This window comes from Alicyclobacillus hesperidum subsp. aegles (genome assembly GCF_027923525.1).
Taxonomy (GTDB): Bacteria; Bacillota; Bacilli; order Alicyclobacillales; family Alicyclobacillaceae; genus Alicyclobacillus; species Alicyclobacillus aegles.
This window is the reverse complement of record NZ_BSBJ01000011.1, coordinates 84668-110717: the sequence shown is the minus strand read 5'-3', so window position 1 is coordinate 110717 and position 26050 is coordinate 84668. Positions and strand designations below refer to the sequence as shown.

Genomic DNA, 26050 nt, shown 5'->3' with positions numbered 1-26050 from the left:
TAAGGTCAAGGATAGTCAAAGTCAAACAAACACCTCTTATTGGTCAAAGATAGTTAAGGTTAACTGAGGATGATTCAGCTATTGCGAATGAAATGTTGAGTACAAGGGAGGTCAATCGACATGAAATGCAACTTATGTCACGAACGTCCCGCAACGGCACACATTCGGACGCAGCGAAATCAGCAAGTGTTCGAACTGCACCTGTGCATCGAATGTATGGCGAAAGTTCAAGCAGGCTACAAACTGCCCAGTGCGTTGGGCGGCTTCGATTTTGGTTCGGCAATTCCCGGAATGAACGACTTGTTTGCACAGTTTCGTGGTGTGCCGCGCGAGGCACAGATTCGCACACAAACGTCAGGCGGCGGTTTCCTTGACCAATTCGGTCGCAATCTAACACAGCTTGCGGCCGACGGCCGGATCGATCCGCTGATCGGGCGCGACAAGGAAATCGCGCGTACCATCGAGATTCTTAATCGTCGCAACAAGAACAATCCGGTGCTCATCGGGGAGCCTGGTGTCGGTAAAACGGCCGTCGTCGAAGGCTTGGCGTTACACATTGTGCAAGGTCAAGTGCCGAGCAAGCTTCGCGACAAGCAGATTTACGCTATCGATGTGGCATCCCTGGTCGCAGACACGGGCATTCGCGGCCAGTTTGAAGAGCGCATGCAGGGGCTCATTCGCGAATTGGAGTCTCGCGACGACGTGATCGCGTTTATCGATGAAATCCATCTGCTCGTAGGGGCTGGGTCGGCACAAGGCTCTATGGATGCAGGTAACATCCTGAAGCCCGCACTTGCACGCGGCGATTTGCAAGTCATCGGTGCCACGACCTTGAAGGAGTATCGGCAAATTGAAAAGGACGCAGCCCTGGAACGCCGATTCCAGCCAGTGACGGTCAATGAGCCGAGCGTTGACGAGGCAATCGCGATTTTGCAAGGGATCCGTTCGAAGTATGAGGAATTTCACCAAGTTCAATTCACGGATGAAGCGGTACGCGCGTGTGTGACGTTGTCTCAGCGTTATATCGCTGATCGGTTTCTTCCCGATAAGGCGATTGATTTGATGGACGAGGCGGGTTCCAAGGCGAACTTGGCTCAGGCCGATGGCCGCGCGGATGACATACAGGCACGACTTGCGGCATTGGCTCGTGAAAAAGCCGAAGCGGCCCGCGTCGAGGCGTATGAACGCGCAGCGGAACTGCATCGGGAAGAGATGCAATTGCGCGAGCAGTTGGCAAGCATGGCGGCGCAGGGCAGTCAGTCCAAGCGGCCGACCGTGACGGAACGGGACATCGCCGCGATCGTCGAAGGGAAGACGGGCATTCCGGTGACGAAGGTAGAAACCGATGAACAAACCAAATTGCGTCACTTGGAAGAGGATTTGGCGCAATACGTCATCGGACAGCCACAGGCGGTCAAGCAGGTGGCCAAGGCAGTGCGACGGAGCCGAGTGGGCTTGCGCAAGGGCGACCGGCCGATTGGTTCGTTCTTGTTCGTCGGACCGACTGGTGTTGGTAAGACAGAATTGGCGAAGCGTCTGGCCGAGCGCTTGTTCGGCTCCAAGGATGCGATGATTCGGCTCGATATGAGCGAATACATGGAAAAGCATGCGGTATCCAAGTTGATTGGTTCGCCTCCGGGATATGTCGGATATGAAGAAGCTGGCCAATTGACAGAGCAAGTGCGGAGAAAGCCGTACAGTCTGATCTTGCTCGACGAGATTGAAAAAGCGCATCCTGACGTACAACACATCTTCCTGCAAATCATGGAGGATGGGCGTTTGACGGACAGCCAGGGACGTACGGTCAGCTTTAAGGATACGATTCTCATTATGACGAGCAACGCGGGTGTCATGGAGCGCAAATCGACGGTTGGCTTTGCACTTGGGGAAGACAAGCACGATGTCTCGACGGAGTCGAATGCGGATCAGCTGACCGCGTATTTCAAGCCTGAGTTCCTGAATCGTTTTGACGCAATCGTGCAGTTCTCTCCGCTTGCCGAAGCCGATATCGCGCGGATTGTGGAGCTATTCCTCGGTGAGCGCAAGCAATGGCTGGCGGAGCAAGGCGTCGAATTGTCCTGGACGCCGGAGGCCGTAAAGGTGCTGGCTGCGCGTGGGTATCACCCAACACTGGGGGCGCGTCCATTGCGCCGAGCCATTCAGGAGTTGGTTGAAGACCCCATTGCCGACTTGTTGATCGATCACGAACATATTCAAGCTGTGCGGATCGACGGTAACGATGGCGCATTGGTTGTCGAACCAGCCATGGCCGCGCAGACGGCGTAAGCCGACAGCGTCATCATGCGAGTGAGAAAGCGATGGCTTCCCAAAGGGGGCCATCGCTTTTTATGGTTTTTCAGTGCAACTTCAGAGCTTGTATCTGAAATGGTTTCGTCAATCTTTTACGGCGCACTTTCTTCGGGTTTGCAATCTCTCTATCATGGAATTCAAAAGCGCCGTACAGGGAGGTATTGCGAACACTGTGCTGAATACCATCGTTGCCGTCATTTCGTTGGCAAATTTCGTATTGTTAATTTGGATCGTGTTTGGACGGGGAGGTGGATTGTCAAACAAATCAAACAATAGACAAGAATCAGGGGTTCAATTCGAACGCCTGGAGCGTGGTCTGCGCGACGAAATCATGGCGAGTCGCGAAGAGGCGAATCGATCGGCGCGCGAGGCCAGAATGGAGTTGGCGGCTCAGGTACAGGGGCTTTCGCAGTCGCTGGCACGCACGCTTGCTGAAGGCGCAAACAGCACTGTGCAAGCGATCACGCTGCAACAACAGGCATTGATCGATGCCATCGGTGAGATGTCGCGACAGCAAAAGGGCATGCTCGATTCGTTTAACAAGCAACTCGCCGATTTGGCTCAGCTTAATGCGAGTCAATTGGAGCAAGTGCGCGAAGCTGTGGAGCGCCGCCTGCGCTATTTACAGGAGGAAAATAGCAATAAGCTTGAGCAAATGCGAATGACTGTCGACGAGAAGTTGCACCAGACACTCGAACGACGCCTCGGGGAATCGTTTCAACTGGTCAGTGAACGCTTGGAACAGGTTCATCAAGGATTAGGCGAAATGCAGTCGCTTGCGGCGGGGGTTGGCGATTTAAAGCGCGTGCTGACGAACGTAAAATTCCGTGGGACGATGGGGGAATTGCAGCTTGAGACCCTGCTCGAGCAAGTGCTAAGTCCCGAGCAATATGCACGCAATGTCGCCATCCGGCAAGATTCACAAGAACGGGTCGATTTTGCCGTCCGTTTGCCCGGGAAGGATGACGGTGACGCACCCGTATGGTTGCCGATCGACGCCAAGTTCCCCCTCGAAGATTACCAGCGTCTGCAGGAGGCTCAAGAAGCGGGCGACCTCGACCTGTTTACAGAGGCGGCAAAGGCACTCGAAAATCGCATCAAACTCGAAGCCAAATCGATCCGCGACAAGTACATACAGCCGCCGCTCACGACCGATTTTGCGCTTATGTTTCTACCGGTAGAGGGGTTATTTGCCGAGGTCTTGCGCCGCTCCGGCCTCTGGGAGACGTTACAGCGCGAGTATCGCGTCATCATCACGGGACCAACCACGATTACGGCTCTCCTCAACAGCCTGCAGCTTGGCTTTCGCACTTTGGCTATACAGAAGCGATCCAGTGAGGTGTGGAATCTGTTGGGGGCGGTTAAATCTGAGTTTGGGAAGTTCGGGGATGTGCTTGAACGGACGCAGAAAAAGTTGCAGGAGGCGAGCAACACCATCGACAAGGCCGCGGTTCGCTCGCGTGCTATCGAGCGGCAACTGCGTTCCGTCGAAGCGAGTCCTTTACCTTCGGAACCCAAATGGCTGGAAGGCGAAGGGTGACGGCACAAGGCGGCCGTCACCTTCGTGATCGCTTTGGTCAGTGTTTTTTATTCGTTTTGATACGCCGCCACTTCCGATCGTCGTTGGTTGTTTCGGGAAACCGTTCTCCCTTGTGCAAATACACTCGCCGTGGGTGATGTAGATCCTCGCTGTCCGGGTGTGCTCCAACTTCAATGTACACGCCGTTGTTTGGTGCTTCATAGCCAGGGGTAAACTCGGAACGTTCGCCCATGTATCATCACCTCACAGCTAGTGTCCACCGCTTTGGCGGTTCACATGACTGGTGATTCGAGGCATGTTACGTAAGCAACGGTACCAGACTGGGCGCGAGTGCCAGCGTAATGAAGGCTGCAATTACCATCGACAGACTTGAGCAAGTACCTTCCATTTGCCCCATTTCAAACGCACGCGCCGTGCCGATGCCATGGCATCCCATGCCGAAGATGGCACCTTTGGCGATTGCGGATCGAATGCGGACATAGCGGATGACGAGGGGTCCGATGACGACGCCGGAAATACCAGTAATAATGACGAATACGGCCGTAAGCGTTGGAATGCCGCCAATGGTTTGCGAGATGTCCATGGCAATCGGAGTCGTCACTGACCTAGGCGCAACACTGGTCTCAATCATGCCGCCTAGGCGCATGAGCCGCGCGAGGAGGATGGACGACACAATGGCGGCCGCAGCGCCGGAGACGAGGCTGACAAGGAACTCAAGCCAATGCGCTTTTAATATGTGCACGTTTCGATACAATGGGATGGCAAGAGCCACCGTCGCCGGACTCAGCATGTCGGTCAGCCATTTGCCGCTTGCAAAGTAGGTATGGTATGAAACGTGCGCCAAGGATAGGAATGCAATCAGTACGGCTAAGCACGTCAGTACAGGATTCAAAAATACATAGTGAAAGCGCTGATACAATTTTTTGCAAATCCCGTAGCAAATCAAGGTCGATACGAGACCAAGCCACATTACCATGATGCCACCTCTTTTGCATCTTCATGTGCTGTGCGGCGAGTGCGGCGCCGCTGCCTTGCCTTCCAGATGTTATCGGCCATGGTGCCCGTGACGAGCATGACAATAGCTGTGCTACAAACAATCGTGACTAAAATTTGTAATCCCTCATGTAACATCAAGTGTCCGTATGTCATAATGCCGACGGACGAAGGGACGAAAAATAAAAGCATCTCGCGAATTAAAAGGTCGCCGCCACGAGCAATCCAGTCGAGTCTCAGTACCCGAAATTGCAGCAGCAAAAACAAGATGATGAGGCCAAAAATACTGCCGGGAATGGGCGTGTGCAGCAATTTCGAGATCAAACCACCAATATCGGCCAACCCGTACAAAACTGCGATCTGCAGAATGAGAACCGCAATTGCCACGGTTTTTTTGCGTATCCATGTCAAGCGTTGCATCGTTGCGCACTTCCTTTCCGTATTAAGCTTACGCCGGCCGGAATAGAAGGTCTAATATATAAATCGTAAGTGAATGAGTCGAAAAACGAATCATGAAATGGGGTGATGATGACGGAACTTCGTCAACTCGAATACTTCGTCGCCGTCGCTGAGGAGTTGCATTTTGGCCGCGCCGCGAAACGTCTTGGTCTGACACAGCCTCCCTTAAGTCAGCAAATCCGACAATTGGAAGGTGAGCTTGGGGTGCGTCTGTTGGATCGAACCAACCGCAAGGTGCGCTTGACCGACGCGGGAATGGCCTACTTACAGGAGGTGCGCCAGGTTTTGGCACGGTTGCAGGCGGCCACCGAGACGGCAAGACGAGCCGCGTCTGGCGCCGTTGGTAAACTTGTCGTTGGCTTTGTCGGGTCGGCTACGTATGATTGGTTGCCACCCGTCATTCGCCGTTATCAGGAACTCTGCCCAGGCGTCGAGCTCATCTTGCGTGAAATGCCGACACCGGCGCAAATGGAAGCTCTCCTCACGGGTGCGATCGACGTCGGTGTGCTGCGCACCCCGGCTGCTCATCCGGATTTGCATGTGTGTTCAATTCGGCGGGACGAGTGTGTGGTTGTGTTGCCGGTCGGCAGTGACTTAGCGGCCAAAAGCGGCGTCCACATGGAGGATTTACAGGGCGAGCCGTTGGTGCTTGTCGCGCGATCGATCTGGCCCGGGCTGTATGACAGTGTCGTCACGCTCTGTCGGGCGGCCGGCTTCGGTCCGACCATTCGTCTCGAAGTCACGGAGGTGCAAACTGCCGTTGGGCTGGTTGCGGCCGGCATGGGCGTGAGCATCTTGCCAAAGGCGACGCAAAACGTGCATGCGCGCGAAGTGCGATACGTACCCATCGAAGGGCCGGCACCAGTGGTGGAATTGGGCATTGCTTGGCGGCGAGACGACGATTCCAGCGTTGTCCAGCGGTTTTTGCAGATTGCTCAGGATTGACAAATGAAGAAACAAAGTGTTATGTTATATTCTGACTTCACGCGAAAGGAGTGTGCATTCCCATGATTCGTATGCTGACGATTGCACTGGTTCCCATGGTCATCCGCTCGGGAATGCGACCTCCGTCTCGTTGCGCGAAAGCATGAGCAAACGAGTACATATCGCGGGTCGCGTTCCGACGCGGCTCGCGTTTTTCATTTGCATGGTTTGCAAATGAAATTACGGCATGCCGCGTCAGGTATGCCTTTTTTGTGTAGGAGGACGAAACGTGTTCCAAGTATTGTGGAAATTGCGATGGTTTTTCTGGCAACAGCGAAAGCGCTATGCCATTGCCGTTGGCCTGCTCTTGTTCCTCAACTTCGTTGAGGTCGCTCCACCGGATATCGTGGGGCGCGCCATCGATTTGATGAATCAGCGGGGGATGACGGCGGGCACGTTGTGGGATCTCGTCGGCGCCCTGGCGCTTGTCATTGTCATCAGCTATACGTGCGGCTTCACCTGGCAGTATCAGTTGTACGGGGGTGCGCGCGTGCTCGAGTTGTCGCTGCGCAAGCGGCTCATGCGACACTTTCTCCAAATGACGCCGCGATTCTTTGAACAGAATCGCACCGGAGACTTAATGGCGAGATCGACCAACGACCTAAATGCGGTTTCACAGACCGCCGGGTTCGGCATTTTGACGTTGATCGACTCGACCACCTATTCCGCGACCATTCTTGTGACGATGGGCTCCTTGGACGGATGGAGGTTGACGTTGCTTTCACTCGTCCCCATGCCGTTTATCGCCTTGGCGATGACCAAGTATGGGAAGATGTTGCACGAGCGATTCACACTTGCGCAGGACGCGTTTGGCGATATGAACGATCGCGTCTTGGAGACCATAGCCGGCATTCGTGTCGTGCGGGCCTACGCGCAGGAAAAGCACGAGGAGGAGCGCTTCGCGGCGACGATGGCCGATGTCTATCGCAAGAACATCGCCGTGGCGCGCATTGACGCGTTGTTCGATCCGACCATCAGCATGCTTGTTGGCATTACCTATTTGATTGGCCTTGGCTACGGGACTTACCTCGTCTTTCAAAGCCAGCTGACGATTGGCCAACTGACGTCGTTTAACGTCTATCTGGGAATGTTGATTTGGCCGATGCTTGCCTTCGGACAGTTGATTAACATCATGCAACGCGGCAACGCATCTCTGGATCGAGTCAACGAGACACTTGCGTACAAGCCGGATGTCGTCGATCCGCCGACAACCGTGGCCGTTGACCGCCCTGAGGAGATCCGCTTTGAACACCTGACCTTCCGCTATCCAACTTCGGATCGAGACAACCTGAGCGACATCGAACTCGTTATTCGCCGCGGTGAAACCCTAGGCATTGTGGGGCGCACAGGGAGTGGCAAATCGACATTGCTACGCCAGTTGCTTCGCGAGTATCCACCATCGCAAACAGGTGCCTTGACCATCGGCGGCGTGCGGATCGAACAGATTGCCATGGATATCGTGCACGGTTGGTTGGGATATGTCCCGCAGAATCCCATGCTGTTCTCGCGCAGCGTCCGCGATAACGTGCGCTTTGGTCGGCACGATGCGACGGACGCCGAAGTCCTGGAAGCCTTGCGCCTCGCCGATTTTGTGAAAGATCTTGAAAGGCTGCCAAACGGCCTCGACACGTTGGTTGGAGAACGTGGGATTTCGCTCTCCGGCGGACAGAAACAGCGCATTGCTCTGGCGCGGGCCCTGCTCGTCGATCCTGAGATTCTCATTCTTGACGACGCCATGTCTGCTGTCGATGCCCGCACGGAGGCACATATCATCGAATCGATCCGCTCGGTTCGCCAAGGCAGGACTACTCTTATCGCAAGCCACCGCATGTCGGCAGTCGCACATGCCGATTGGATTGTCGTGATGGATGATGGGCGGATCGCAGAAGAAGGCACGTTTGCCGATTTGATGGCGCAGGGAGGCTGGTACGCGCAACAGTACGAGCGCCAGCAAGCGTACGGGGAAGAGGCACTGGATGACAGCGATGCCATTGCTTTGGCGGAGGAACGGGGGTGATTGATCTGAACGCCGAAAAGCAGGTAAACAAGCGACTTGTGGAATATGCAGCACATGCGAAGGGAGCCATCGCGTTAGCCATTGTCATGCTTGTACTCGCCGTGGCGGCGCAGTTGGCAGGGCCGTTTGTCGCAAAGGCCATTATCAATCGACACATCATGGGCATTCAGCAGGTCTGGTACGAGGTGACACCGCGAGCCGGCGGCGCGGTCGAGTGGGAAGGCAAGTGGTATGTGCGGGCCGACCGAATGCCGGCGCAGAGCAAGCGATTAAACCCACACACGCTGGTGGCCGTGGGCACGCGTACGTATTTTCTCGACGGCGTGGTATCGCATGTCGCGCGAGGCAATGAGGCAGGCCAGATTCGCGAACAAGAGGGCGGTCGCTCGCAGCTGATCACGGCCAGGCCGTTGACACGGCAGCAGCTGTTTTCGTTTTATCGTCCCGAAATCCCGGGCGTCATTCGGTTGGCTTTGGTCTACTTCGGACTGCTCGCTGGCGCCGCAATCTTTTTGTACGGTCAGCAGTACTTGTTACAAGTATCGGCAAACCGGATTTTACAGCGGATGCGCAAGGACGTATTTCACCAAATTCATCGTTTGCCGATCCGCTATTTTGACAACTTACCAGCCGGCAAGGTCGTCTCGCGCATTACGAACGACACAGAAGCCATTCGCGACTTTTACGTAAATGTGCTCGCCAACGTATTGTCAAGTATCGCGACGATGGTCGGTATCTACGTCGCTCTGTTCATTCTGAACGTCTGGCTCGGCCTGATGGCGAGTATTTTAATCCCGATTTTGATCGTCTGGATTTGGTTATACCGACGGGCGACGGTCTCCGTCAATGTACGCATTCGAGCCCTTTTATCCGAGATCAACGCGATGTTGAATGAAACGATCCAGGGCGTCCCTATCATTCGCGCCTTTCATCGCGAACAACGGACACAAGCCGAGTTCGACGAGCTTAACCAAGCGTATTACGATGGGCAAACGCGGTTGCTTCGCGTAAATTCAGCGACGGGATTTAATCTGGCCGGCGTCTTTCGCAATTCGTTTTTCATCGCTGTTATCGCCATCTTCGGCTGGCGCTCGATGCATCTGGAGTCTCTTGTCTCGTTTGGCGTCCTATATGCTTTTGTTGATTATCTGAACCGGCTTTTTCAACCCGTCACACAGGTTGTAAACCAATTGGCCAATCTGGAACAGGCGCGCGCTTCCGCCGTTCGCGTATTTGAATTGCTCGACGAGCCCGGGGTCGATCCGGTGTTTGGCTCCATCCCGCGCTTTTGCGGCGAGGTGGAGTTTGACCATGTGACCTTTTCGTATGACGGTGAACATAACGTGTTGAAGAACGTATCGTTTCGCGCTCAGCCAGGTCAGACGGTGGCGCTCGTCGGACACACGGGGTCTGGGAAGAGTTCCATCATCAATCTGCTGTTCAGGTTTTACGATCCGCAGGGCGGTCAGATTCGCATCGATGGCGTCGATATTCGCACCATTGCACCGCAGCAATTGCGCCAGCACTTGGGGATTGTGCTGCAAGACCCGTATCTGTTTACGGGAACAGTTGCATGGAATGTCAGCCTTGGCGATGAACGCGTCTCGCGGGCAAGGGTGGAGCAGGCGTTGCGCGATGTCGGTGCCGATAGGCTGCTCGCACACTTGCCCAACGGCTGGGATGAACCGGTGCTAGAAGGCGGCAGCACCTTGTCGGCAGGCGAGCGCCAATTGATTTCGTTCGCCCGCGCTTTGGCGTTTGATCCGGCCATCCTCGTGCTCGACGAGGCCACGGCGAGCATCGACAGCGAAACCGAGCGCCTCATCCAAGACGCGCTCTCCGTACTCAAGCGAGGACGAACGACATTCATCATCGCGCACCGACTGTCAACCATCCGCGACGCGGATTTGATCCTCGTGCTGGATGCCGGCGAGATCGTCGAACGCGGAACGCACGATGAACTCATACGCCTTGGTGGGAAGTACCGCCAGATGTATGAGTTGCAAACAAATATGGCGCCGGCTAGCGGCGCCTAATGCAATTGCGGTTATAGCTTGACGATCGCGCGCCCGCGCATGTCGCCACGTAGAATCCGTTCCAGCGTCTGCGGCAACTGATCCAGCGATATCTCCTGAACGATCTGTTCGAGCACCTTTTGTGGCTTCAGTTCCCGTGCGATGCGTTGCCACAGCGGGGCGCGGATCGACATCGGGCAGAGCACGGAATCGATGCCGATGAAGGTGATGGCGCGCCGCAGAAACGGAAATACGGTGGCGGCAAATTCAGGGCCGCCGGTAAAGCCGCTCACCGTGACGCAGCCGCCGTATTTTAAGGTATTGAGGATATACGGCAGGGCTTTTCCCGCAACCGGGTCGACGGCGCCGGCGAAACGTTCCGGTAGGTTCGCAAATGAGTCGCCATCGCGCAGCACGAGTTCGTCCGGCGACACGATTTCCTTTGCGCCCAACTCTCGCAGAAACACGTGCTCGCTCTCTTTGCGCGTGGAAGCGATCACGCGATAACCCAGTTGGCTGAACATGGCCACGGCAGTGCTACCCACACCGCCGGTCGCTCCCGTGACGAGCACCGGTCCGTTATCCGGACGTAATCCGTTTTCCTCCATTCGTTGCAAGGAAAGGGCAGCGGTAAAGCCAGCCGTACCTAGGATCATGGCTTCGCGCAACGTGAGTCCCTCCGGCAACGGCACGACCCACGCAGCTGGCACGCGTGCGATCTCGCTGTATCCACCAAAGTGCCCCGTACCGAGGTCGTAGCTGGTCACAATCACCGGATCGCCAGAACGGAACCGGGTGTCCTGCGATTCGATGACCTCTCCTGCCAGATCAATGCCTGGCACCATAGGGTATTGGGTGACCAGACGGCTGTTGGGCAACGAGCAGATACCATCTTTATAATTTACACTCGAATACCGGACGCGAATCGTGACTTCACCCAAGGGCAAATCATCGAGTGTCAACGTGCGGATGCCGGATGTAAAGCCAGCATCCGTTTGGTTGACGAGAAATGCGCGAAACGATTCCACCATCAATCCCCCGTTTCAATGGACGTGCACGCCGATTTTATCCAACAGGAAGGCATAAATTTCTGCTTGCTCGCGCATGTGCTCGAGTCGACCGGAAGATCCGAAGTGACCCGCACCCATGTGCGTCTTCATGACAAGGACGGTATCGTCAGACTTCATGGTCCGCAGCCGGGCTACCCATTTAGCAGGTTCCCAATAGGCCACGCGAGGGTCGTTGATCCCGGTGGTGACGATGATATGCGGATACGCTTTTGCCTCGACGTTGTCGTATGGGCTATAAGACTTCATATACGCGTAATACTCCGGGTCTTCCGGGTTGCCCCACTCGTCCCACTCGAGCGTCGTTAACGGAATCGTCGGATCGAGCATGGTCGTGACCACATCGACAAACGGCACACCGGCTGACAACGCCGCAAATCGATCACCGCCAAGATTAGCCACGGCACCCATCAACAAGCCACCTGCACTGCGCCCATCGGCGGCGAGTTGAGTGCGCGTTGTATATCCGCGACGAATGAGGTCGTCGGCAGCGGCGATGAAGTCGGTAAATGTATTACGTTTATTGAGCATTTTTCCGTTTTCGTACCATTGGCGCCCCATTTCCGATCCGCCGCGGACGTGCGCGATTGCGTAGACCACGCCAAGATCGAGAATTGGCAGGAGTTGTGGCATAAATGCCGGATCGAGATTGTGCCCGTATGAACCATAGCCGTATAGCAACAGTGGTGCAGGGCCGTTTTGCAGAACGTCCTGTTTGTAGACGACCGACACGGGCACTTGCACGCCGTCTTCGGCTGTTGCCCAGATCCGCTCCTGGCGATACATCTGTGGATCGAACGGGCCGCTGACGGGAGCCGTTTGAAGGGCGGACAGTGAGCCTGTTTTTGGCTGAAGGGCATATGTGGTGCGCGGCGTTAAGAACGATTCGTACGCCAAAAGCACTTCGCTCGTGTCGTAACGGCGATTTTCGCTCACATGTACCGCGTACAGCGGGTCAGGCCAGGCAAGGCGCTGCAGGTTGCCATCGCAGTACGTCCAAATCTGGGTTAGGCCGTCTTGCCGCCCTTCGATGACCAGCGCGTCGCGAAATGGGTGCACCGCAAGCAAATATCGAGTGTCGTCGTACGCAAACAATTCGCGCATCTGTGCCGGATTGAGCGGCGCGATTGGGTGTTCAAACAGGCTGAAATTGAATCGGTTGCGATTGGTCAAGACGAGCAGGTGATCACGCCAGTGCTCCAAGCTGTATTCCACGTCGGTCTCGCGCGGGGCGAAAACGGTCCATGAAGCAAGCGGTTGATCCGCAGCGAGATATCGGACCTCGGTCGTTGTTTTTGTCGATGAGGTCAAGAAGAGATAACGTCCACTTTGCGATTTCGCCAAACTCAGAATGTACGTGACATCCGATTCTTCGTAGAGCAAGCTATCGTTTGCCGGATCGTCCCCGAGTTGGTGGCGCCACAGACGATAGGGTCGTTGGCTTTCGTCAACCGTCGTATAAAATAAGTAGGAACCTGTTGCGTCCCACTCGACACTGTCCCCAATAAACACGTTTTCGATGCGATCCGATAGCAATCCTCCGGTCGTGAGATCCTTGACAAAGAGTGTATAGCGGTCGGTGCCGTCCCGATTTTCGAGATAAGCGAGCTTGGTTTCATCGGGGCTGATGCGTTTCTCTGTTACGCTCAAATATCCGTCGCCAGCGAGTTCGTTCAAATCGAGGATAATCTCTTCCTCGGCCGTGGCCAGTTGTGTCCTATCCGCGGCTCGTTTGCGGGCGTAGACCGGGTATTGCAAGGATTTTTCCATGCGGGTGTAGTAAAAGTAATGGTCACCTTGGACGGGCACTTTTTGCTCGCTTTCCGGGATACGAGCGACCATCTCCGCATACAGGTGATTCGTGATGTGGGAAAGCGCGTCCACGTGTTCACGATAGTATTCGTTTTCAGCTTCCAAATACGCCATGACGTCGGGATCGGACTTATCGCGCAACCAGTAGTAATCGTCCGGCCGCGTATCGCCATGAATGGTATGGGGATGGGGAATCCGCTTTGCTTTCGGGGCTTCCATGATGAGTGCCTCCTTGGGTTTTCAACAAAATATGTATCATTCTTTTGTATCATAGCATGCGGTATGGCCATTTTCCTTCAACGGGAGAAGTAAACGAACAGTCCTACATACGAAATGGGGTGAATCGCGTTGCGAAATCTATTTCCATATTTGCGTCCCTACAGGTTCGCCATTGTCTTTATCGTGACGTTTATCTTTATCCAGTGCCTTGGCAATCTATATCTTCCCACCTTGATGTCCGATATTGTCGACTATGGCGTGCTCAAGGGCAATCTTCACTACATCGTCACGACAGGTCTCTTGATGCTTGCGGTCTCCATCGCTTCCGTATGTTTTTCGATCGCGGCGAGCTTTTTATCCTCTCGCACCGCTTCGAGCTTTGGGAAAGTTCTGCGCCGCGAGGTTTTTGCCCATGCACAGACGTTTTCGCTACATGAATTTGACGAATTGGGCACGTCTTCGTTGATCACGCGGACGACCAACGACATCACGCAAGTGCAACAGTTGGTCAACATGATGCTGCGGATGATGATTATGGCGCCGCTCAATTGCATTGGCGGCATTTTGATGGCGGTCTACACGGATGCCAAATTGTCGTTGATCCTCGTCGTCATGGTGCCTGTTTTGGCTGCCATTATCGCGCTTGTCTTCACGCGGGCCACCAAATTGTTTCGCACGATGCAAGCCAAAATTGACACGCTTAACCGCGTTTTGCGCGAGAATTTGACCGGAATCCGCGTCATTCGATCATTTAACCGCGTTGCCTATGAACAGGACCGATTCGATGTAGCCAACTTTGATTTGACGAACACGACCACGCGCGTACAAAAAATCATGGCCGTGATGTCGCCTGCTCTTATGCTGGTCATCAATCTCTCGGTGATTGCGGTCATTTGGTTCGGTGGCATGCGCGTGGAGCACGGCACGATGCAAATCGGATCGCTCATCGCCTTTATTCAGTACATCACTCAACTACTCTTTGCCATCATGATGGTATCAATGATGTTTTTCATGATTCCGCGAGCGTCCGCTTCTGCCAACCGCATTTGGGCTGTGTTACAAACGAACCCGGATATTGTCGATCCTGTTGCTGAGGATGCCCAAGCATCGCGCACAGAGCACGGCCAAGTCGAATTTCGCGACGTCACGTTTCGCTATCCTGGTGCTGAAACGCCCGCTTTGTCTCATATTTCGTTTGTCGCCAGGCCCGGACAGGTGACGGCCATCATTGGCGGCACAGGGGCAGGCAAGTCGACTTTGGTCAACTTGATCCCGCGCTTTTACGACGTGAACGAGGGGGCCGTGCTGGTCGGCGGCGTCGACGTAAGGGCGCAAACGCAGTCGGCTTTGCGCGCAAAAATCGGGTACGTTCCGCAAAAAGCCGTGTTGTTCAGCGGCACCATTGCCGATAACATTCGTGCGGGGCGACAGGATGCAAGTGATGAGGAAGTCAGGCGAGCTGCGGAGGTAGCTCAGGCTATCGAGTTTATCGAGGAAATGCCGGATGGGTTTGCGTCGTACATCGAGCAAGGAGGTCGCAACGTATCCGGCGGCCAAAAGCAGCGTTTATCGATCGCGCGAGCACTCGCCAAGCAGGCTCCGATTTACATTTTCGACGACAGTTTTTCGGCACTCGATTTTCGCACGGATGCCCGCCTGCGTGCGGCGTTGCGCGACGAGGTGCAGGAAGCCACCGTCATCATCGTGGCGCAACGGGTAAGCACGGTACGCGATGCGCACCAGATTGTGGTTCTCGACGAAGGACGCATTGCAGGGGTGGGCACGCACGACGAACTGATCAATTCGTGCCAAGTTTATCGCGAAATTGTTGCATCGCAAATGGCAGAGGGGGAGAGCGCATGAGCGAGGCCGAACGCAGAGACATGCGGACGATGCGCCCGCCGATGCCAATGGGCAGGGGCGGTATGCGCCCTGGTATGCCAGTGCAAAAGCCGAAGGACTTTCAAGGCACGTTGCGTCGGTTATCCCGGTATTTTAAGCCACATCTGTGGCGGCTTGCCGTTGTTCTTTTGATGACGATTCTTAGCACGCTGTTTAGCATCTTGAGCCCAGATGTCATGAAAAATGCGACGGACGATCTCGTCGCTGGCATCCGCCATCGCCTGCATGGGCTCCCGGGCTCTGGGTTTCATCTATCTGGCATTATTCATGTCATCTTGGAACTGGCCGTCTTATACGTCCTAAGTGCGGTGTTTAGCTACATCCAACAGTTTGTCATGGCCGGCGTTGCCCAGAAGACGGTCTACGCCTTGCGCAAGGAAGTCAACGCAAAGATGGCACGCCTTCCCTTATCCTTTTTCGACTCGCGGCCGACTGGCGAGATTATGAGCCGATTTGTCAACGATTTCGACAACATCGGAAACACGCTGCAACAGACGCTCACCCAGTTAATTAGTTCGGTCGTGACGTTTGTCGGCGTGATTGTGATGATGTTCTCCATCAGTCCGTGGATGTCTGTCGTCGTATTTTTGACGTTGCCCCTGTCTTTCCATGTGACGCGTACCATTGCCAAGCGCTCGCAACGCTATTTTGTCGGGCAGCAACGCTCACTTGGGCAACTTAATGGTCACATCGAGGAGATGTACACAGGGCACCAAATCGTTAAGGCGTTTGGCCTTGAGGATAGGGCGATGAGTCAGTTCGTCGAGTATAATGAAAAGCTGTTTGAGTCTGGCTGGAAGGCACAATTTATTTCCGGGATGATTTTCCCTTTGATGAATTTCATCGGGAATATCGGCTACGTTCTCGTCAGCGTGATCGGCGGTTTTCTCGTCACTCGCGGCGCCATTGGTATTGGGGATATCCAGGCGTTCATCATGTACGCGCGGCAATTCTCACAGCCCATCACTCAACTCTCCAGCATCTCCAATATCATTCAATCGACAGTGGCCTCGGCCGAGCGCATTTTTGAATTGCTCGATGAAGAAGAGGAAACGCCGGAGCCGGCAGAGCCGGTGCTACTGTCTGCGCCGACGGGGGATGTGCAGTTCAAGGATGTGCGATTCGCCTATCAACCGGATAAGCCGCTCATGGAGCATCTGAACATTGACGTCAAAGCGGGACAGATGGTTGCGATTGTGGGTCCGACAGGCGCGGGTAAGACGACGCTGGTGAATCTACTCATGCGCTTTTACGATGTCGACGGTGGCTCCATTCGCATTGATGGTGTCGATATCACGCGACTGCAAAGGGGCCACTTGCGCAGCATGTTTGGCATGGTGCTCCAAGATACGTGGTTATTTCACGGCACCATTCGCGAGAATATCGCGTATGGTCGCGCTGGTGCGACGGAAGCCGAGGTGGTTGCTGCAGCAACGGCGGCGCGTGCGGATCATTTCATCCGGACGTTGCCTGATGGGTATGACACAGTGCTCAACGAAGAAGCCTCGAACATTTCGCAGGGGCAAAAACAGCTTTTAACGATTGCACGAGCCATTCTGGCTGATCCATCCATTTTAATCCTCGACGAGGCGACGAGTAGCGTCGATACGCGCACCGAGATCCTCATTCAGGAAGCGATGTCGAAGTTGATGGAGGGGCGAACGAGTTTTGTCATTGCGCACCGACTGTCGACTATTCGCAACGCCGATCTCATTTTGGTGATGAATCACGGCAGCGTGATCGAGCAAGGGACGCATGAGGATTTGTTGGCACGTCGCGGCTTTTATGCCGAACTGTACTATAGTCAATTCGCTGGAGCGCCAGCGTAAACGAGAAAATTCGTCCAGAAGGTACCGCCGCACGAGGTGGATAGCGCCGACTCATCAAGGGGGACAATGATTCGACACCTTGAAGAGGGAGGCGCATCTTAGATGAGGGCGAAGCTCGGTTGGGCAAGTGCCTGTGTCGCGGTTTCTCTGGCGGCCTTGACAGGGTGTGGCACACCGGCGAACACCGCAAACCAGGCTGCCAATACGGCCGCTGGTTGGGTTGCAGGCACGGGTAATGCAGTCGGGCGCGGGTTGGCGGACGTAGGCAACGCGGCCGGCCGCGGGGCAGCTGCGATTGGGAACTTTGCAGGCCGCGGAGCAGCTGATGTCGGCAACGCCATCGGCGGGGCACTGGATCCGCGCGTCGCGCCAAACGGACGCGCGACAACTCCGTATGCGGGCGATGTCGCCAGAGCACCGTATGGAACGATCCGACATCAGGTTCAAGTCAATGCCGCAGCGAAAACGGTGTATGTGCAACTGAACGCCGCCCTGCCGGCACAGACGAACGCTACACGGCCCAATTTGACTGCCAGCGACGGCCGCGCTGTGATGGCACCAACATCGCCGCGCGCCTTCACAGATGGTCGCGGGGTAACAGCACCAACATCGCCAAATGCCTTCACGGATGGGCGCGGTGTGACGGCACCCGGCGCTTACACGGCGGGCTCCGCTCTTGCCAACGGTGGTTGGCTACAAGTGTCTATCCCAACCGGCTGGAATGTCGTCGTAACCGGTAACCAGGCCAACCATGTGCAGCTTCGATCCGCTGGCGACCTGAATCGTGTGGGGGCCAATCCACAGCCTGGACGAACCGCCACGCAGGTGCGTTATCATTTGTCGGCGCCGGGTCAATTCCACCTTGTGACGACGGATGCAAACGGCAGAGTTGCGCAAATTCTCGATACCGTGATTGTCTCGAAAACGACTCAACATCCAGTTTTCACGGTACGATAACACAGCATTCATGAGTTAGAGCATTCGTGCGCACAGCATGCCAAAGTACGTCGGCCGCTCATATGACAGCAATTGCGGCCGGCGTGCTCTTGGCGGCACGGCCCCCGCAAGAACGAGTGCTTGCCAGATGCCATCCGGTTTAGCATTTTCGATGATTTCCTCCGAAAACTGCATAAGCCCTTCCAAATCCCCGCGCGAAATACATGCCACAACCGAATCGTCCAGCGCAGACGCATCCGGGTGCCAACCGTAAGGTCCACTAGGATCGTGGGTGTGTGACCAATCGCAACTCGCGATGATGGCAATACGCCTTCCCATCGATGTTGCGACTTTGGCAATCTGTTCACCCAGCTGAATGTGTTCCTGGTATGTGCGCGATCGCGCCGAATTGACAACGACAATGGGTATATCAGGCATATAAGATAGCGGAATGAGCGAGCCCCAATCGAGCGGGAGTGTCGAGAATACGCCTTTTTGGGTCGCGAAGTTGATAACGGCCATCGGTAACGAAGCGCTATTACTGGCAGCGCCAATGGCTCTGGCAAAAGCTTGGTCGACCACGCGGCGCATGTGGACTCGTTCTCCTACATCCGGACGCGTGTTGCCTACCATCTGGGCGACCGTTAGTTCCGATAACTCCCCTTCCATAAATGAACTTGCGGCAATCGTGAATTGATTGTCTGCGCGCAGGCCGTGCGGCGTGATGACAACGATGACATCGGCTTCCACGGCCCGCATTTGCTGTGCAAGTTTCTCCATACTGGCTCGTGTCTTGGCCATCAAATGGGGTTCATCACCGGCCAGTTCTTTGAGAATGGGCAACCCATGTGGCGTGATGCATGCAAATACGACGGACGATGATGCCATGATTGATCTCCTCCTGTCGCAACTGTACGCCAATTGCGTGCTATGGCCAAGGGAGTAGCAAATTGCTTCTATTGGCTTATGGAAGATAAGCGAATACAATTACAAACGAAGGACGCGAGGATCAGGGGAGATGAACATGGCGAAAAGCCGCGAGCAAGCATTTAACGAGATCGTGCGGCGTGTGCGCAAAGAGTGTTTCGGCAAGGGGCCGGAGCGCATTCATACCGTGTTTGTCGACAACATGGCCATCTCCATCTTGCAAGGAAACTTAACTCCGACAGAGAAATTTATCAGCCGTACGCCGGAAGGCGCGGAAATTGTCAGATCGGCTCGTACCAATATGATTCAGGCATTGTACGCGAAAAAGGTCCCGGAGGGCATGGAGGAACTGGCTGGCTCAAAGATGTTGTACCTGTTCTCTGACTTCAAGGTTGAAGAGGATATGGGCGTTTCCGTCTTTATTTTCGAAAAGCCAATTGGGCAAGGTGCTCTATCTTGTACAAATGCGACTGACGCCACAGATGAAGCGTAAGATATGATCATATCTATGGGGGCTAATCAATTTTTCCGTTGAATTCGCTTTCATAACTAAACTGTGCTATCATACGACATGTGGCGAGCGCATTCGTGTGAGTGAGCGCGCTACAAAAAATGCTCGACGCTTGTATGGTAGGCCTGTAGGCTCTGCAGGCAAACACATCGGCACAAGTTGACTGCTTTGGCGGACAATTTGTGCCTTTTTTGTGTTCTTTGGCTCTCATGGAATCCTGTCATGATTTTTCATTTTCCGGCTGAATTGAAGCATCCTATGCCTGTTCATGCGCGATCGAGCAGCGAAAAAACCTAGAAAGGTGGAATTTGGATGAGCAATTTCTTGACTCCGGCGGAAATCGCCCAAACCGCTGCCGCCATCGGCCACGACAAGGCAAAACAGTCATGGTGGAAACTGTTGATTCTTGGTTTTTTGGCAGGGGCGTTTATCGCGCTTGGATTCCTGGTGGACATTCGCGTGACTGCGAGCTTGCCAGACAGTTTGGCGTCCATCAAGAGTCTATTGGGCGGCGCCGTCTTCCCGGTCGGCCTGATGTTGGTGGTGATTGCCGGAGCAGAGCTTTTGACAGGCAACATGATGACGCTACCTCTCGCGCTGCACGCGAAGAAAATTGGTATCGGCGGCCTTGTGTACAACTGGTTTTGGGTGCTAATTGGCAATCTGATTGGCGCGTTGTTTGTCGCTGGTGTATTTGGGGTGGGTGTACATCTGCTCACCGAGGATCCGTTTAAGACGACTGTCATTGCGCTGGCGACCGCCAAGGCAAAACTGCCGTTTGGTTCGACCATCTTATCCGCCATCGGGTGTAACTGGCTGGTTTGTCTCGCCGTATGGATGGCGTATGGCGCAAAGGATATTGGAGGCAAGATTCTGGCCATCTGGTTTCCCATCATGACCTTTGTCGCGATCGGCTTTCAACACGTTGTTGCCAACATGTTTGTGCTACCGGCGGGTCTATGGGTTGGCGCACCAATTTCATGGGGCCAAATCATTGTCGAGTGGATTGGCGCGTTCATTGGCAATGCCATCGGTGGCTGGCTGTTCACCGCGACCGCATATTTTCTGGTCTACATGCGGAAAGCCGGGGACACCACGACGGGTTGACAAGCCCATCGTATTCATGCGTCGAATGCCGCGCCAAGAACGACTTTGGCGCGGTTTCTTGTCACATTCTCCGAAGCCAACTACATCATTTGCGATAAAAGCAAGGAGGTCATAGCCGTGAAGGAAGGACTCATTCACGTCGTGATTGACGGGCAGGAGCACTGGGTACCATCCGGGGCGTCCGTTTTAGACGCGATTCTCGACAGCGGCGTGGATCATCCGCACGTGTGTTACCATCCTGCACTTGGACCTATCGAAACGTGCGATACGTGCATCGCGCAGGTCGATGGTCAATTGGTGCGCGCTTGTGCTACGCAAGTTGCATCGGGCATGCAGATTCAAACAAAGTCTGTCGCTGCCCGCTACGCACGGAAAGAAGCGATGGATCGGATTTTGCAAAATCACGACCTGTATTGCACGGTGTGTGATAACAATAATAAGAACTGCACTCTGCACAACACCGTGATGAATATGGGCATTGAGCATCAAGCCTATCCTTTTACGCCAAAGCCCTATGAAGTCGACATGAGCAACCCATTTTATCGATACGATCCGAACCAATGTATTTTATGTGGGCGCTGTGTCGAGGCTTGCCAGAACTTGCAGGTCAGCGAAGTGCTCTCCATCGACTGGTCACGTGAGCAGCCGCGTGTCATTTGGGATCATGATGTGCCCATCAATGAATCGTCCTGTGTTTCGTGTGGCCACTGTGTAACCGTTTGTCCATGCAATGCCTTGATGGAAAAATCGATGCTGGGCGAGGCTGGATACCTGACCGGGATTGAAACAGGCACCTTGAGCCAAATGATTGATATCACGAAACAGGTCGAGCCTGGCTATTCATCGATTTTTGCGATCTCGGAAATCGAAGCGGAATTGCGGGAGGCGCGCATTCGTAAAACCAAGACGGTCTGTACCTACTGTGGCGTGGGCTGTTCGTTTGACGTATGGACGAAGGGCCGTGACATCCTCAAAGTGGAGCCCCGGATGGAAGCGCCTGCAAACCAAATCTCGACGTGCGTGAAAGGCAAGTTTGGATGGGACTTTGTCAATAGCGAGGAGCGCATTGTCGAACCGTTGGTTCGTCGCGGCGACGCCTTTTACAGTGTGACCTGGGACGAGGCGCTGGATGTTATTGAAACGCGAATCAAGGCGATTCAAGCCCGCGATGGGTATGACGCGGTCGGATGGATTGCGTCATCCAAGTCGACCAACGAGGAAAATTACTTGATGCAAAAGTTGGCTCGTTCCGTGATGTTTACCAACAACATCGACAACTGTTCGCGCTACTGTCAATCTCCGGCCACGGAAGCCCTGCGGCGGACGATGGGACTTGGCGGCGACACCGGATCGATCCGCGATCTCGAGTTGGCCGATCTCGTCATCATTGTCGGCGCTAATCCGGCCGAGGCGCACCCGGTGCTCTCGACGCGCCTGCGCCGTGCGCAAAAGAAGCGAGGACAGAAGCTGATTGTCGCCGATGTCCGCCGCAATATTATGGCGGAACGTGCCGATCTGTTTTTACAGCCGCGCCAGGGAACCGATCTCGTGTGGCTGTCCGCCGTGACGAAATACATGATTGACTGCGGCAAGCACGATCAACTTTTCCTGCGCGATCGCGTAAATGGCTTTGCGGAGTTCGTGCGCTCACTGGATGCGTTTACGCTTGCGTACGCAAGTGAAGTTTGCGGAGTGCGTGAGGCAGAACTAATTCGCATCGCCGAGATGATTATGGCGGCGGAGCGGGTGTCAATCTGCTGGGCGATGGGCGTCACACAACACGTCGGCGGTTCCGACACGAGTACTGCAATTTGCAACCTGCTCTTGGTGACGGGAAATGTCGCACGGCCTGGCACAGGTGCCTACCCGCTGCGGGGGCACAACAACGTACAAGGTGCGGGCGATATGGGCTGTGCACCTACATTTTTCCCGGGGTATGAGCCAGTGGCCAATGAAGCGATTCGCCGGAAATATGAACAGGCGTGGAAAACGCCCTTACCGATCACGCCGGGTCTCAACAACCACCAAATGGTAGATGCCATTCACGAAGGCAAGCTGAAGGCCCTGTACCTCGTGGGTGAAGACATGGCGGTGGTCGATTCCAACGCAAACTATGTGCAGCAGGCGTTCACAAAACTTGAGTTTTTTGTCGTACAGGACGTGTTTTTTAGTAAAACGGCTCAATTCGCGGATGTCATTTTGCCGGCGTGCCCGAGCTTAGAAAAGGAAGGCACGTTCACCAATACAGAACGCAGAATCCAACGCTTGTATCGGGTTCTGGAGCCACTCGGCCAGGCAAAGCCGGATTGGGAAATCATACAACTGGTCGCCAATCGATTCGGCGCGAATTGGCAATACACATCGCCACAGGAGATCTTCGAGGAGGCTTGTGGTCTTACGGAGTTATTCAAGGGTGCGACCTATGGCCGACTCGAAGGTTATCGTAGCTTACAGTGGCCAGTCGCGGCGGACGGTACAGATACGCCCCTCTTATATGTGGACGGTTTCGCCTTCGCGGACAAAAAAGCGCGCTTGTATCCGGTCGCCTGGACACCACCTATCACAGTTGCTGACGAATATGATCTTGAGCTGAACAATGGCCGCCTGTTGGAGCACTTCCATGAGGGAAATATGACGAGTCGCGTACCTGGCATCCACGCGAAGGTACCTGAAACATATGTCGAAATCTCACCTGCATTGGCGGCGGATCGCAAGATTGCCAATGGCGCACTTGTCCGTCTCATTTCGCCCCACGGACGCGTGAAGGTGCGCGTGGTCGTAACAGACCGTGTATCCGGGAACAAAATCTATCTTCCACTGTTGTCGCGACGCGACGAAGAGGCCGTCAACCTGTTGACGTCAAGCGATCACGACACGGCGACGTTCACTCCGGCGTACAAGGAGATGCGGGTGCGCATGGAAGTCATCGAGGCGCACGGAGAATCGCCGATAAAGACAGGGAACTTCCGCTTGGGTAAGCCGAACCCACAGCCTGGCGTCAATGTGGAGCAAAAGTGGGGCCGGGCAGACTACGCACCACTTGTGACAGACCGCCGTTCATAACGGCAGAAAGGATGGGAGCGATGGGCGAGCCTATTACATCCATTCAGCGGCCGCAGACCGCCGCCATGAATTCAAGCCAGTCCACGCACGAACGTGTCATGGCGCAACTGGCTTCCGATGAAGAAGGCGTCATCGCCGGCTTAAGACTGCTTGGCGCGCTTGAGGACAAAGGATTGCTTCCGCTACTCACCGCGATGGTGGAACGAGGTGACCAGGTTTTGGCCCGTGGGGTCGAGGCCTTGAACACGCCAAGTGGCATTTCCACTTTACAAATCGCAATCACTTTGTTGCAATGGGTAGGGAAACTCGATCCGGACAGCGTTTCCACGCTTTTGACCGCACTGACTGCGGGCGTCAAACGGGCCGCTGGCAAGGACGACGGAACTGCTGTAAGTGTTATGGAGAGCGGTGCACGCCCGCTGGGGATATACGATTTGCTAGCCAAGTTCCAGGACCCAAGTGTGAATACAGCGATTGCATACCTGTTTGAATTCTTGGCGGGTATGGGCGAAGCGCTACGCGAAGCCCGATTGTCGAAATAAGAATTTGTCGCGGGGACGGTGGATCGAACGGTGTGGACCAACATCGGTTGCGGCGAGCGGGTAGATCTCGATGAAGGGCTTCGGCTCTCGCGCCTGTTACCCGCCAGTGATGGTGGTGTGCCGCCGCTCGATCCGCTTTTGCTCGTCGACGACATTCAGATGAACGGGTATGGTTTTCCTTCGCATGTACACAGCGGTTTCGAAAAGCTCACGCTGACCCTAGAAGGACGCGTTCGACATACGGATGAAACCGGGCGCGACGAAATACTGTCTGCGGGCGATGTACACTACCTGTTTGCAGGAACCGGCTTTGTTCACGCGGAGTTACCCGTATCACAATGCCGAATTATCCAAATATGGTTTAATACACCTGCTTATACTCAGGGTGACAGAGGATTTGCAAAAACCTATCGACGACAAGCGTGTGCGACGCACAAGAAGGATTGGGGGAGCCTCATGGAGGTAGCTGGTCCTTCGGCGCCCATTCAATTGGTCTGTGCAGCTTCAGTTTCCATTTGGGAGATGAAACCTCGTGCCATTGCCGAGCCTGGCTGTCAAGGCATGGGCCTAGCTTATTTGTTGCAGGGGGAAGTGTCGACACCGCAAGGGATGGCCAGCAGTGGACAGTGCCTCACTGTTGGCAGCACACATTCACGGTCTGGGAAGATCCAGGCTGGTGATGAAGGATGTGTCTTCCTGTGGGTGACGGGTCAGCCCCTAAAGGAGCCCGTTTCCATGTTGGGCGGGCATGTCATAAAAGTCATATGAGTTCCAGTGTGCGCGAATTTCGTGGCAATACGCCGTTTATGTCGAAGGGTTCGGCCATTTCTCGGGAAATGTCGATCTAGGCAACAGGCTTTTGTGTATCCAGATGGCGGCCTGCGCACCTTCACCCATCGCAATGGAAACCTGCTCTGAGTGTGCCACGACGTCTCCTGCAGCCCATATGAAGGGAACCGAAGTCGCTTTTGTTCGCGCGTCAACCAATATGTGCCTGTTATGGTGTAACGATACACCCAGCTGGGCGGCCAATTCGCTGTGTACGGTGTTGTGTCCAAAGGCGACGAAGGCCCGTTCGACTTCCAGGATCGTTCCGTCTGTGAGTTCGACAGCACGGAGCTGCCCGCGACTCTCGCGAATCTGTTGTACATGTGCTTGTCGTCGCTCAACTCCGAGTTGTCGCAGGGATGCGGACAAGTCGTCGGGCAGGGGAGTCGAGTCGTGATCGATATAGATCAGCTTGGGTTGCCAATAGGTTAGGGCCAAGGCCATCTGCGCACCTGCCTTGCCCTGGCCGAGAACGACTGTCTTTTTACCGCGCACTTCGTATCCGTCGCAATCTGGGCAAACGTACACGGTTATCCCAAGGCATGCGGCGAGGCCTGTGATGTCTGGCAAGTTGTCCAGGACGCCTGTGGCAAGCAGTAGACGCTGTCCCAAAACGAGCTGTCCTGTGCGTGTGTGTACCTCGAACAAGTGCTCCTGATTCACGATGGTCTCGACCCAATCTTCCAGCCATGTGACGCCATATCCTTCAGCCTGCTGTCGGCCGAGTTGTCGAAGTGTTTCGCCACTCACGCCTGCAGGCCAGCCAAGCACGTTGTGATAAGCCCGGCAGAGCGTGCTTCGGCCATAGCCGCCGTCGATCACGGCGACTTGCCGACAGTAACGGCCCAGTTGTATGGCCGCTTGTGTGCCAGCAATGCCGCCGCCTACAATGATACAATCGTATGTCACTGCGAGGCACCTCCATATGCGCCCACCCTCGGACGCAATAGGTTTGCGCGCATACTGTGCCCAAGCAAAGACCTCGTTAG

The 26050-nt window shown here is 54.9% G+C and carries 20 protein-coding genes; 13 read left to right on the top strand and 7 right to left on the bottom strand.

From position 1 onward, the window contains the following. Positions 1 to 120 precede the first annotated feature (120 nt). Both QMF38_RS08760 and QMF38_RS08755 read left to right on the top strand, forming a co-directional pair. Positions 121 to 2286 (top strand): ATP-dependent Clp protease ATP-binding subunit, encoded by a 2166-nt coding sequence (locus QMF38_RS08760; RefSeq protein ID WP_281759195.1) that lies wholly within the window; start codon positions 121 to 123, stop codon positions 2284 to 2286. Between the two features lie 196 nt (positions 2287 to 2482). Next, positions 2483 to 3850 carry a DNA recombination protein RmuC gene (locus QMF38_RS08755; RefSeq protein WP_232302380.1) on the top strand — a complete coding sequence of 456 codons (1368 nt, stop codon included), beginning with the start codon at positions 2483 to 2485 and terminating at the stop codon, positions 3848 to 3850. A 37-nt stretch (positions 3851 to 3887) separates the two neighbouring features. Here the strand turns inward: QMF38_RS08755 and QMF38_RS08750 are convergent, their stop codons facing one another. The 3 genes from QMF38_RS08750 to QMF38_RS08740 form a co-directional block, all read right to left on the bottom strand. Further along, entirely contained in the window at positions 3888 to 4082 is a 195-nt protein-coding gene (locus QMF38_RS08750) for a YjzC family protein (protein WP_040288831.1), read from the bottom strand. A gap of 66 nt (positions 4083 to 4148) precedes the next feature. Then, positions 4149 to 4826: an LrgB family protein gene (locus QMF38_RS08745; protein ID WP_232302381.1), complete on the bottom strand. Its 678-nt coding sequence runs from the start codon at positions 4824 to 4826 to the stop codon at positions 4149 to 4151. After that, complete coding sequence (locus tag QMF38_RS08740; protein WP_281759194.1) at positions 4820 to 5263, bottom strand: CidA/LrgA family protein; 444 nt, start codon at positions 5261 to 5263, stop codon at positions 4820 to 4822. The genes QMF38_RS08745 and QMF38_RS08740 overlap by 7 nt, the downstream gene beginning before the upstream one ends. Positions 5264 to 5371: 108 nt before the next feature. On the opposite strand from QMF38_RS08740, the gene QMF38_RS08735 reads away from it, so the two are divergent. From QMF38_RS08735 to QMF38_RS08725, 3 genes are all read left to right on the top strand, one after another. Beyond that, complete coding sequence (locus QMF38_RS08735) at positions 5372 to 6247, top strand: LysR family transcriptional regulator (RefSeq protein ID WP_232302382.1); 876 nt, start codon at positions 5372 to 5374, stop codon at positions 6245 to 6247. Between the two features lie 268 nt (positions 6248 to 6515). Next, positions 6516 to 8303 carry an ABC transporter ATP-binding protein gene (locus QMF38_RS08730; RefSeq protein ID WP_058095680.1) on the top strand — a complete coding sequence of 596 codons (1788 nt, stop codon included), beginning with the start codon at positions 6516 to 6518 and terminating at the stop codon, positions 8301 to 8303. Beyond that, positions 8300 to 10339 carry an ABC transporter ATP-binding protein gene (locus QMF38_RS08725; RefSeq protein ID WP_269744881.1) on the top strand — a complete coding sequence of 680 codons (2040 nt, stop codon included), beginning with the start codon at positions 8300 to 8302 and terminating at the stop codon, positions 10337 to 10339. The genes QMF38_RS08730 and QMF38_RS08725 overlap by 4 nt, the downstream gene beginning before the upstream one ends. Positions 10340 to 10350: 11 nt before the next feature. On the opposite strand, the gene QMF38_RS08720 is transcribed toward QMF38_RS08725, so the two are convergent. Continuing rightward, positions 10351 to 11346 (bottom strand): acrylyl-CoA reductase family protein, encoded by a 996-nt coding sequence (locus QMF38_RS08720; protein WP_058095681.1) that lies wholly within the window; start codon positions 11344 to 11346, stop codon positions 10351 to 10353. 15 nt (positions 11347 to 11361) lie between these two features. Then, positions 11362 to 13416: a S9 family peptidase gene (locus QMF38_RS08715; RefSeq protein WP_058095682.1), complete on the bottom strand. Its 2055-nt coding sequence runs from the start codon at positions 13414 to 13416 to the stop codon at positions 11362 to 11364. A 129-nt stretch (positions 13417 to 13545) separates the two neighbouring features. Between QMF38_RS08715 and QMF38_RS08710 the strand changes: the two genes are divergently transcribed. The 3 genes from QMF38_RS08710 (at position 13546) to QMF38_RS08700 (ending at position 18104) form a co-directional block, all read left to right on the top strand. Continuing rightward, positions 13546 to 15279 carry an ABC transporter ATP-binding protein gene (locus QMF38_RS08710; protein ID WP_058095683.1) on the top strand — a complete coding sequence of 578 codons (1734 nt, stop codon included), beginning with the start codon at positions 13546 to 13548 and terminating at the stop codon, positions 15277 to 15279. After that, the gene (locus tag QMF38_RS08705; protein ID WP_058095684.1) at positions 15276 to 17147 is read left to right on the top strand and encodes an ABC transporter ATP-binding protein; all 1872 of its coding nucleotides are present in this window, start codon (positions 15276 to 15278) and stop codon (positions 17145 to 17147) included. The genes QMF38_RS08710 and QMF38_RS08705 overlap by 4 nt, the downstream gene beginning before the upstream one ends. A gap of 102 nt (positions 17148 to 17249) precedes the next feature. Further along, positions 17250 to 18104, top strand: coding sequence for a hypothetical protein (locus QMF38_RS08700; RefSeq protein ID WP_058095685.1), 855 nt, complete (start codon positions 17250 to 17252; stop codon positions 18102 to 18104). 15 nt (positions 18105 to 18119) lie between these two features. Here QMF38_RS08700 and QMF38_RS08695 read toward each other — a convergent pair whose 3' ends face one another. Beyond that, positions 18120 to 18971, bottom strand: a complete 852-nt coding sequence (locus QMF38_RS08695; RefSeq protein WP_058095686.1) for a DODA-type extradiol aromatic ring-opening family dioxygenase — start codon at positions 18969 to 18971, stop codon at positions 18120 to 18122. A 136-nt stretch (positions 18972 to 19107) separates the two neighbouring features. On the opposite strand from QMF38_RS08695, the gene QMF38_RS08690 reads away from it, so the two are divergent. The 5 genes from QMF38_RS08690 to QMF38_RS08670 all read left to right on the top strand — a co-directional run bounded on the left by QMF38_RS08690 (position 19108) and on the right by QMF38_RS08670 (position 25001). Beyond that, positions 19108 to 19503, top strand: coding sequence for a DUF2294 domain-containing protein (locus QMF38_RS08690; RefSeq protein WP_058095687.1), 396 nt, complete (start codon positions 19108 to 19110; stop codon positions 19501 to 19503). A 330-nt stretch (positions 19504 to 19833) separates the two neighbouring features. Then, positions 19834 to 20628, top strand: a complete 795-nt coding sequence (locus QMF38_RS08685) for a formate/nitrite transporter family protein (RefSeq protein WP_058095688.1) — start codon at positions 19834 to 19836, stop codon at positions 20626 to 20628. Positions 20629 to 20745: 117 nt separating this feature from the next. After that, positions 20746 to 23691, top strand: coding sequence for a formate dehydrogenase subunit alpha (gene fdhF, locus QMF38_RS08680; RefSeq protein WP_281759193.1), 2946 nt, complete (start codon positions 20746 to 20748; stop codon positions 23689 to 23691). A gap of 20 nt (positions 23692 to 23711) precedes the next feature. Next, entirely contained in the window at positions 23712 to 24233 is a 522-nt protein-coding gene (locus QMF38_RS08675; protein ID WP_058095690.1) for a DUF1641 domain-containing protein, read from the top strand. Between the two features lie 30 nt (positions 24234 to 24263). After that, a complete protein-coding gene (locus QMF38_RS08670) occupies positions 24264 to 25001 on the top strand; it encodes a pirin family protein (protein ID WP_058095691.1) in 738 nt (245 codons plus the stop codon). Positions 25002 to 25037: 36 nt separating this feature from the next. On the opposite strand, the gene QMF38_RS08665 is transcribed toward QMF38_RS08670, so the two are convergent. After that, positions 25038 to 25970, bottom strand: coding sequence for an NAD(P)/FAD-dependent oxidoreductase (locus QMF38_RS08665; RefSeq protein ID WP_058095692.1), 933 nt, complete (start codon positions 25968 to 25970; stop codon positions 25038 to 25040). Between the last annotated feature and the right edge of the window lie 80 nt (positions 25971 to 26050).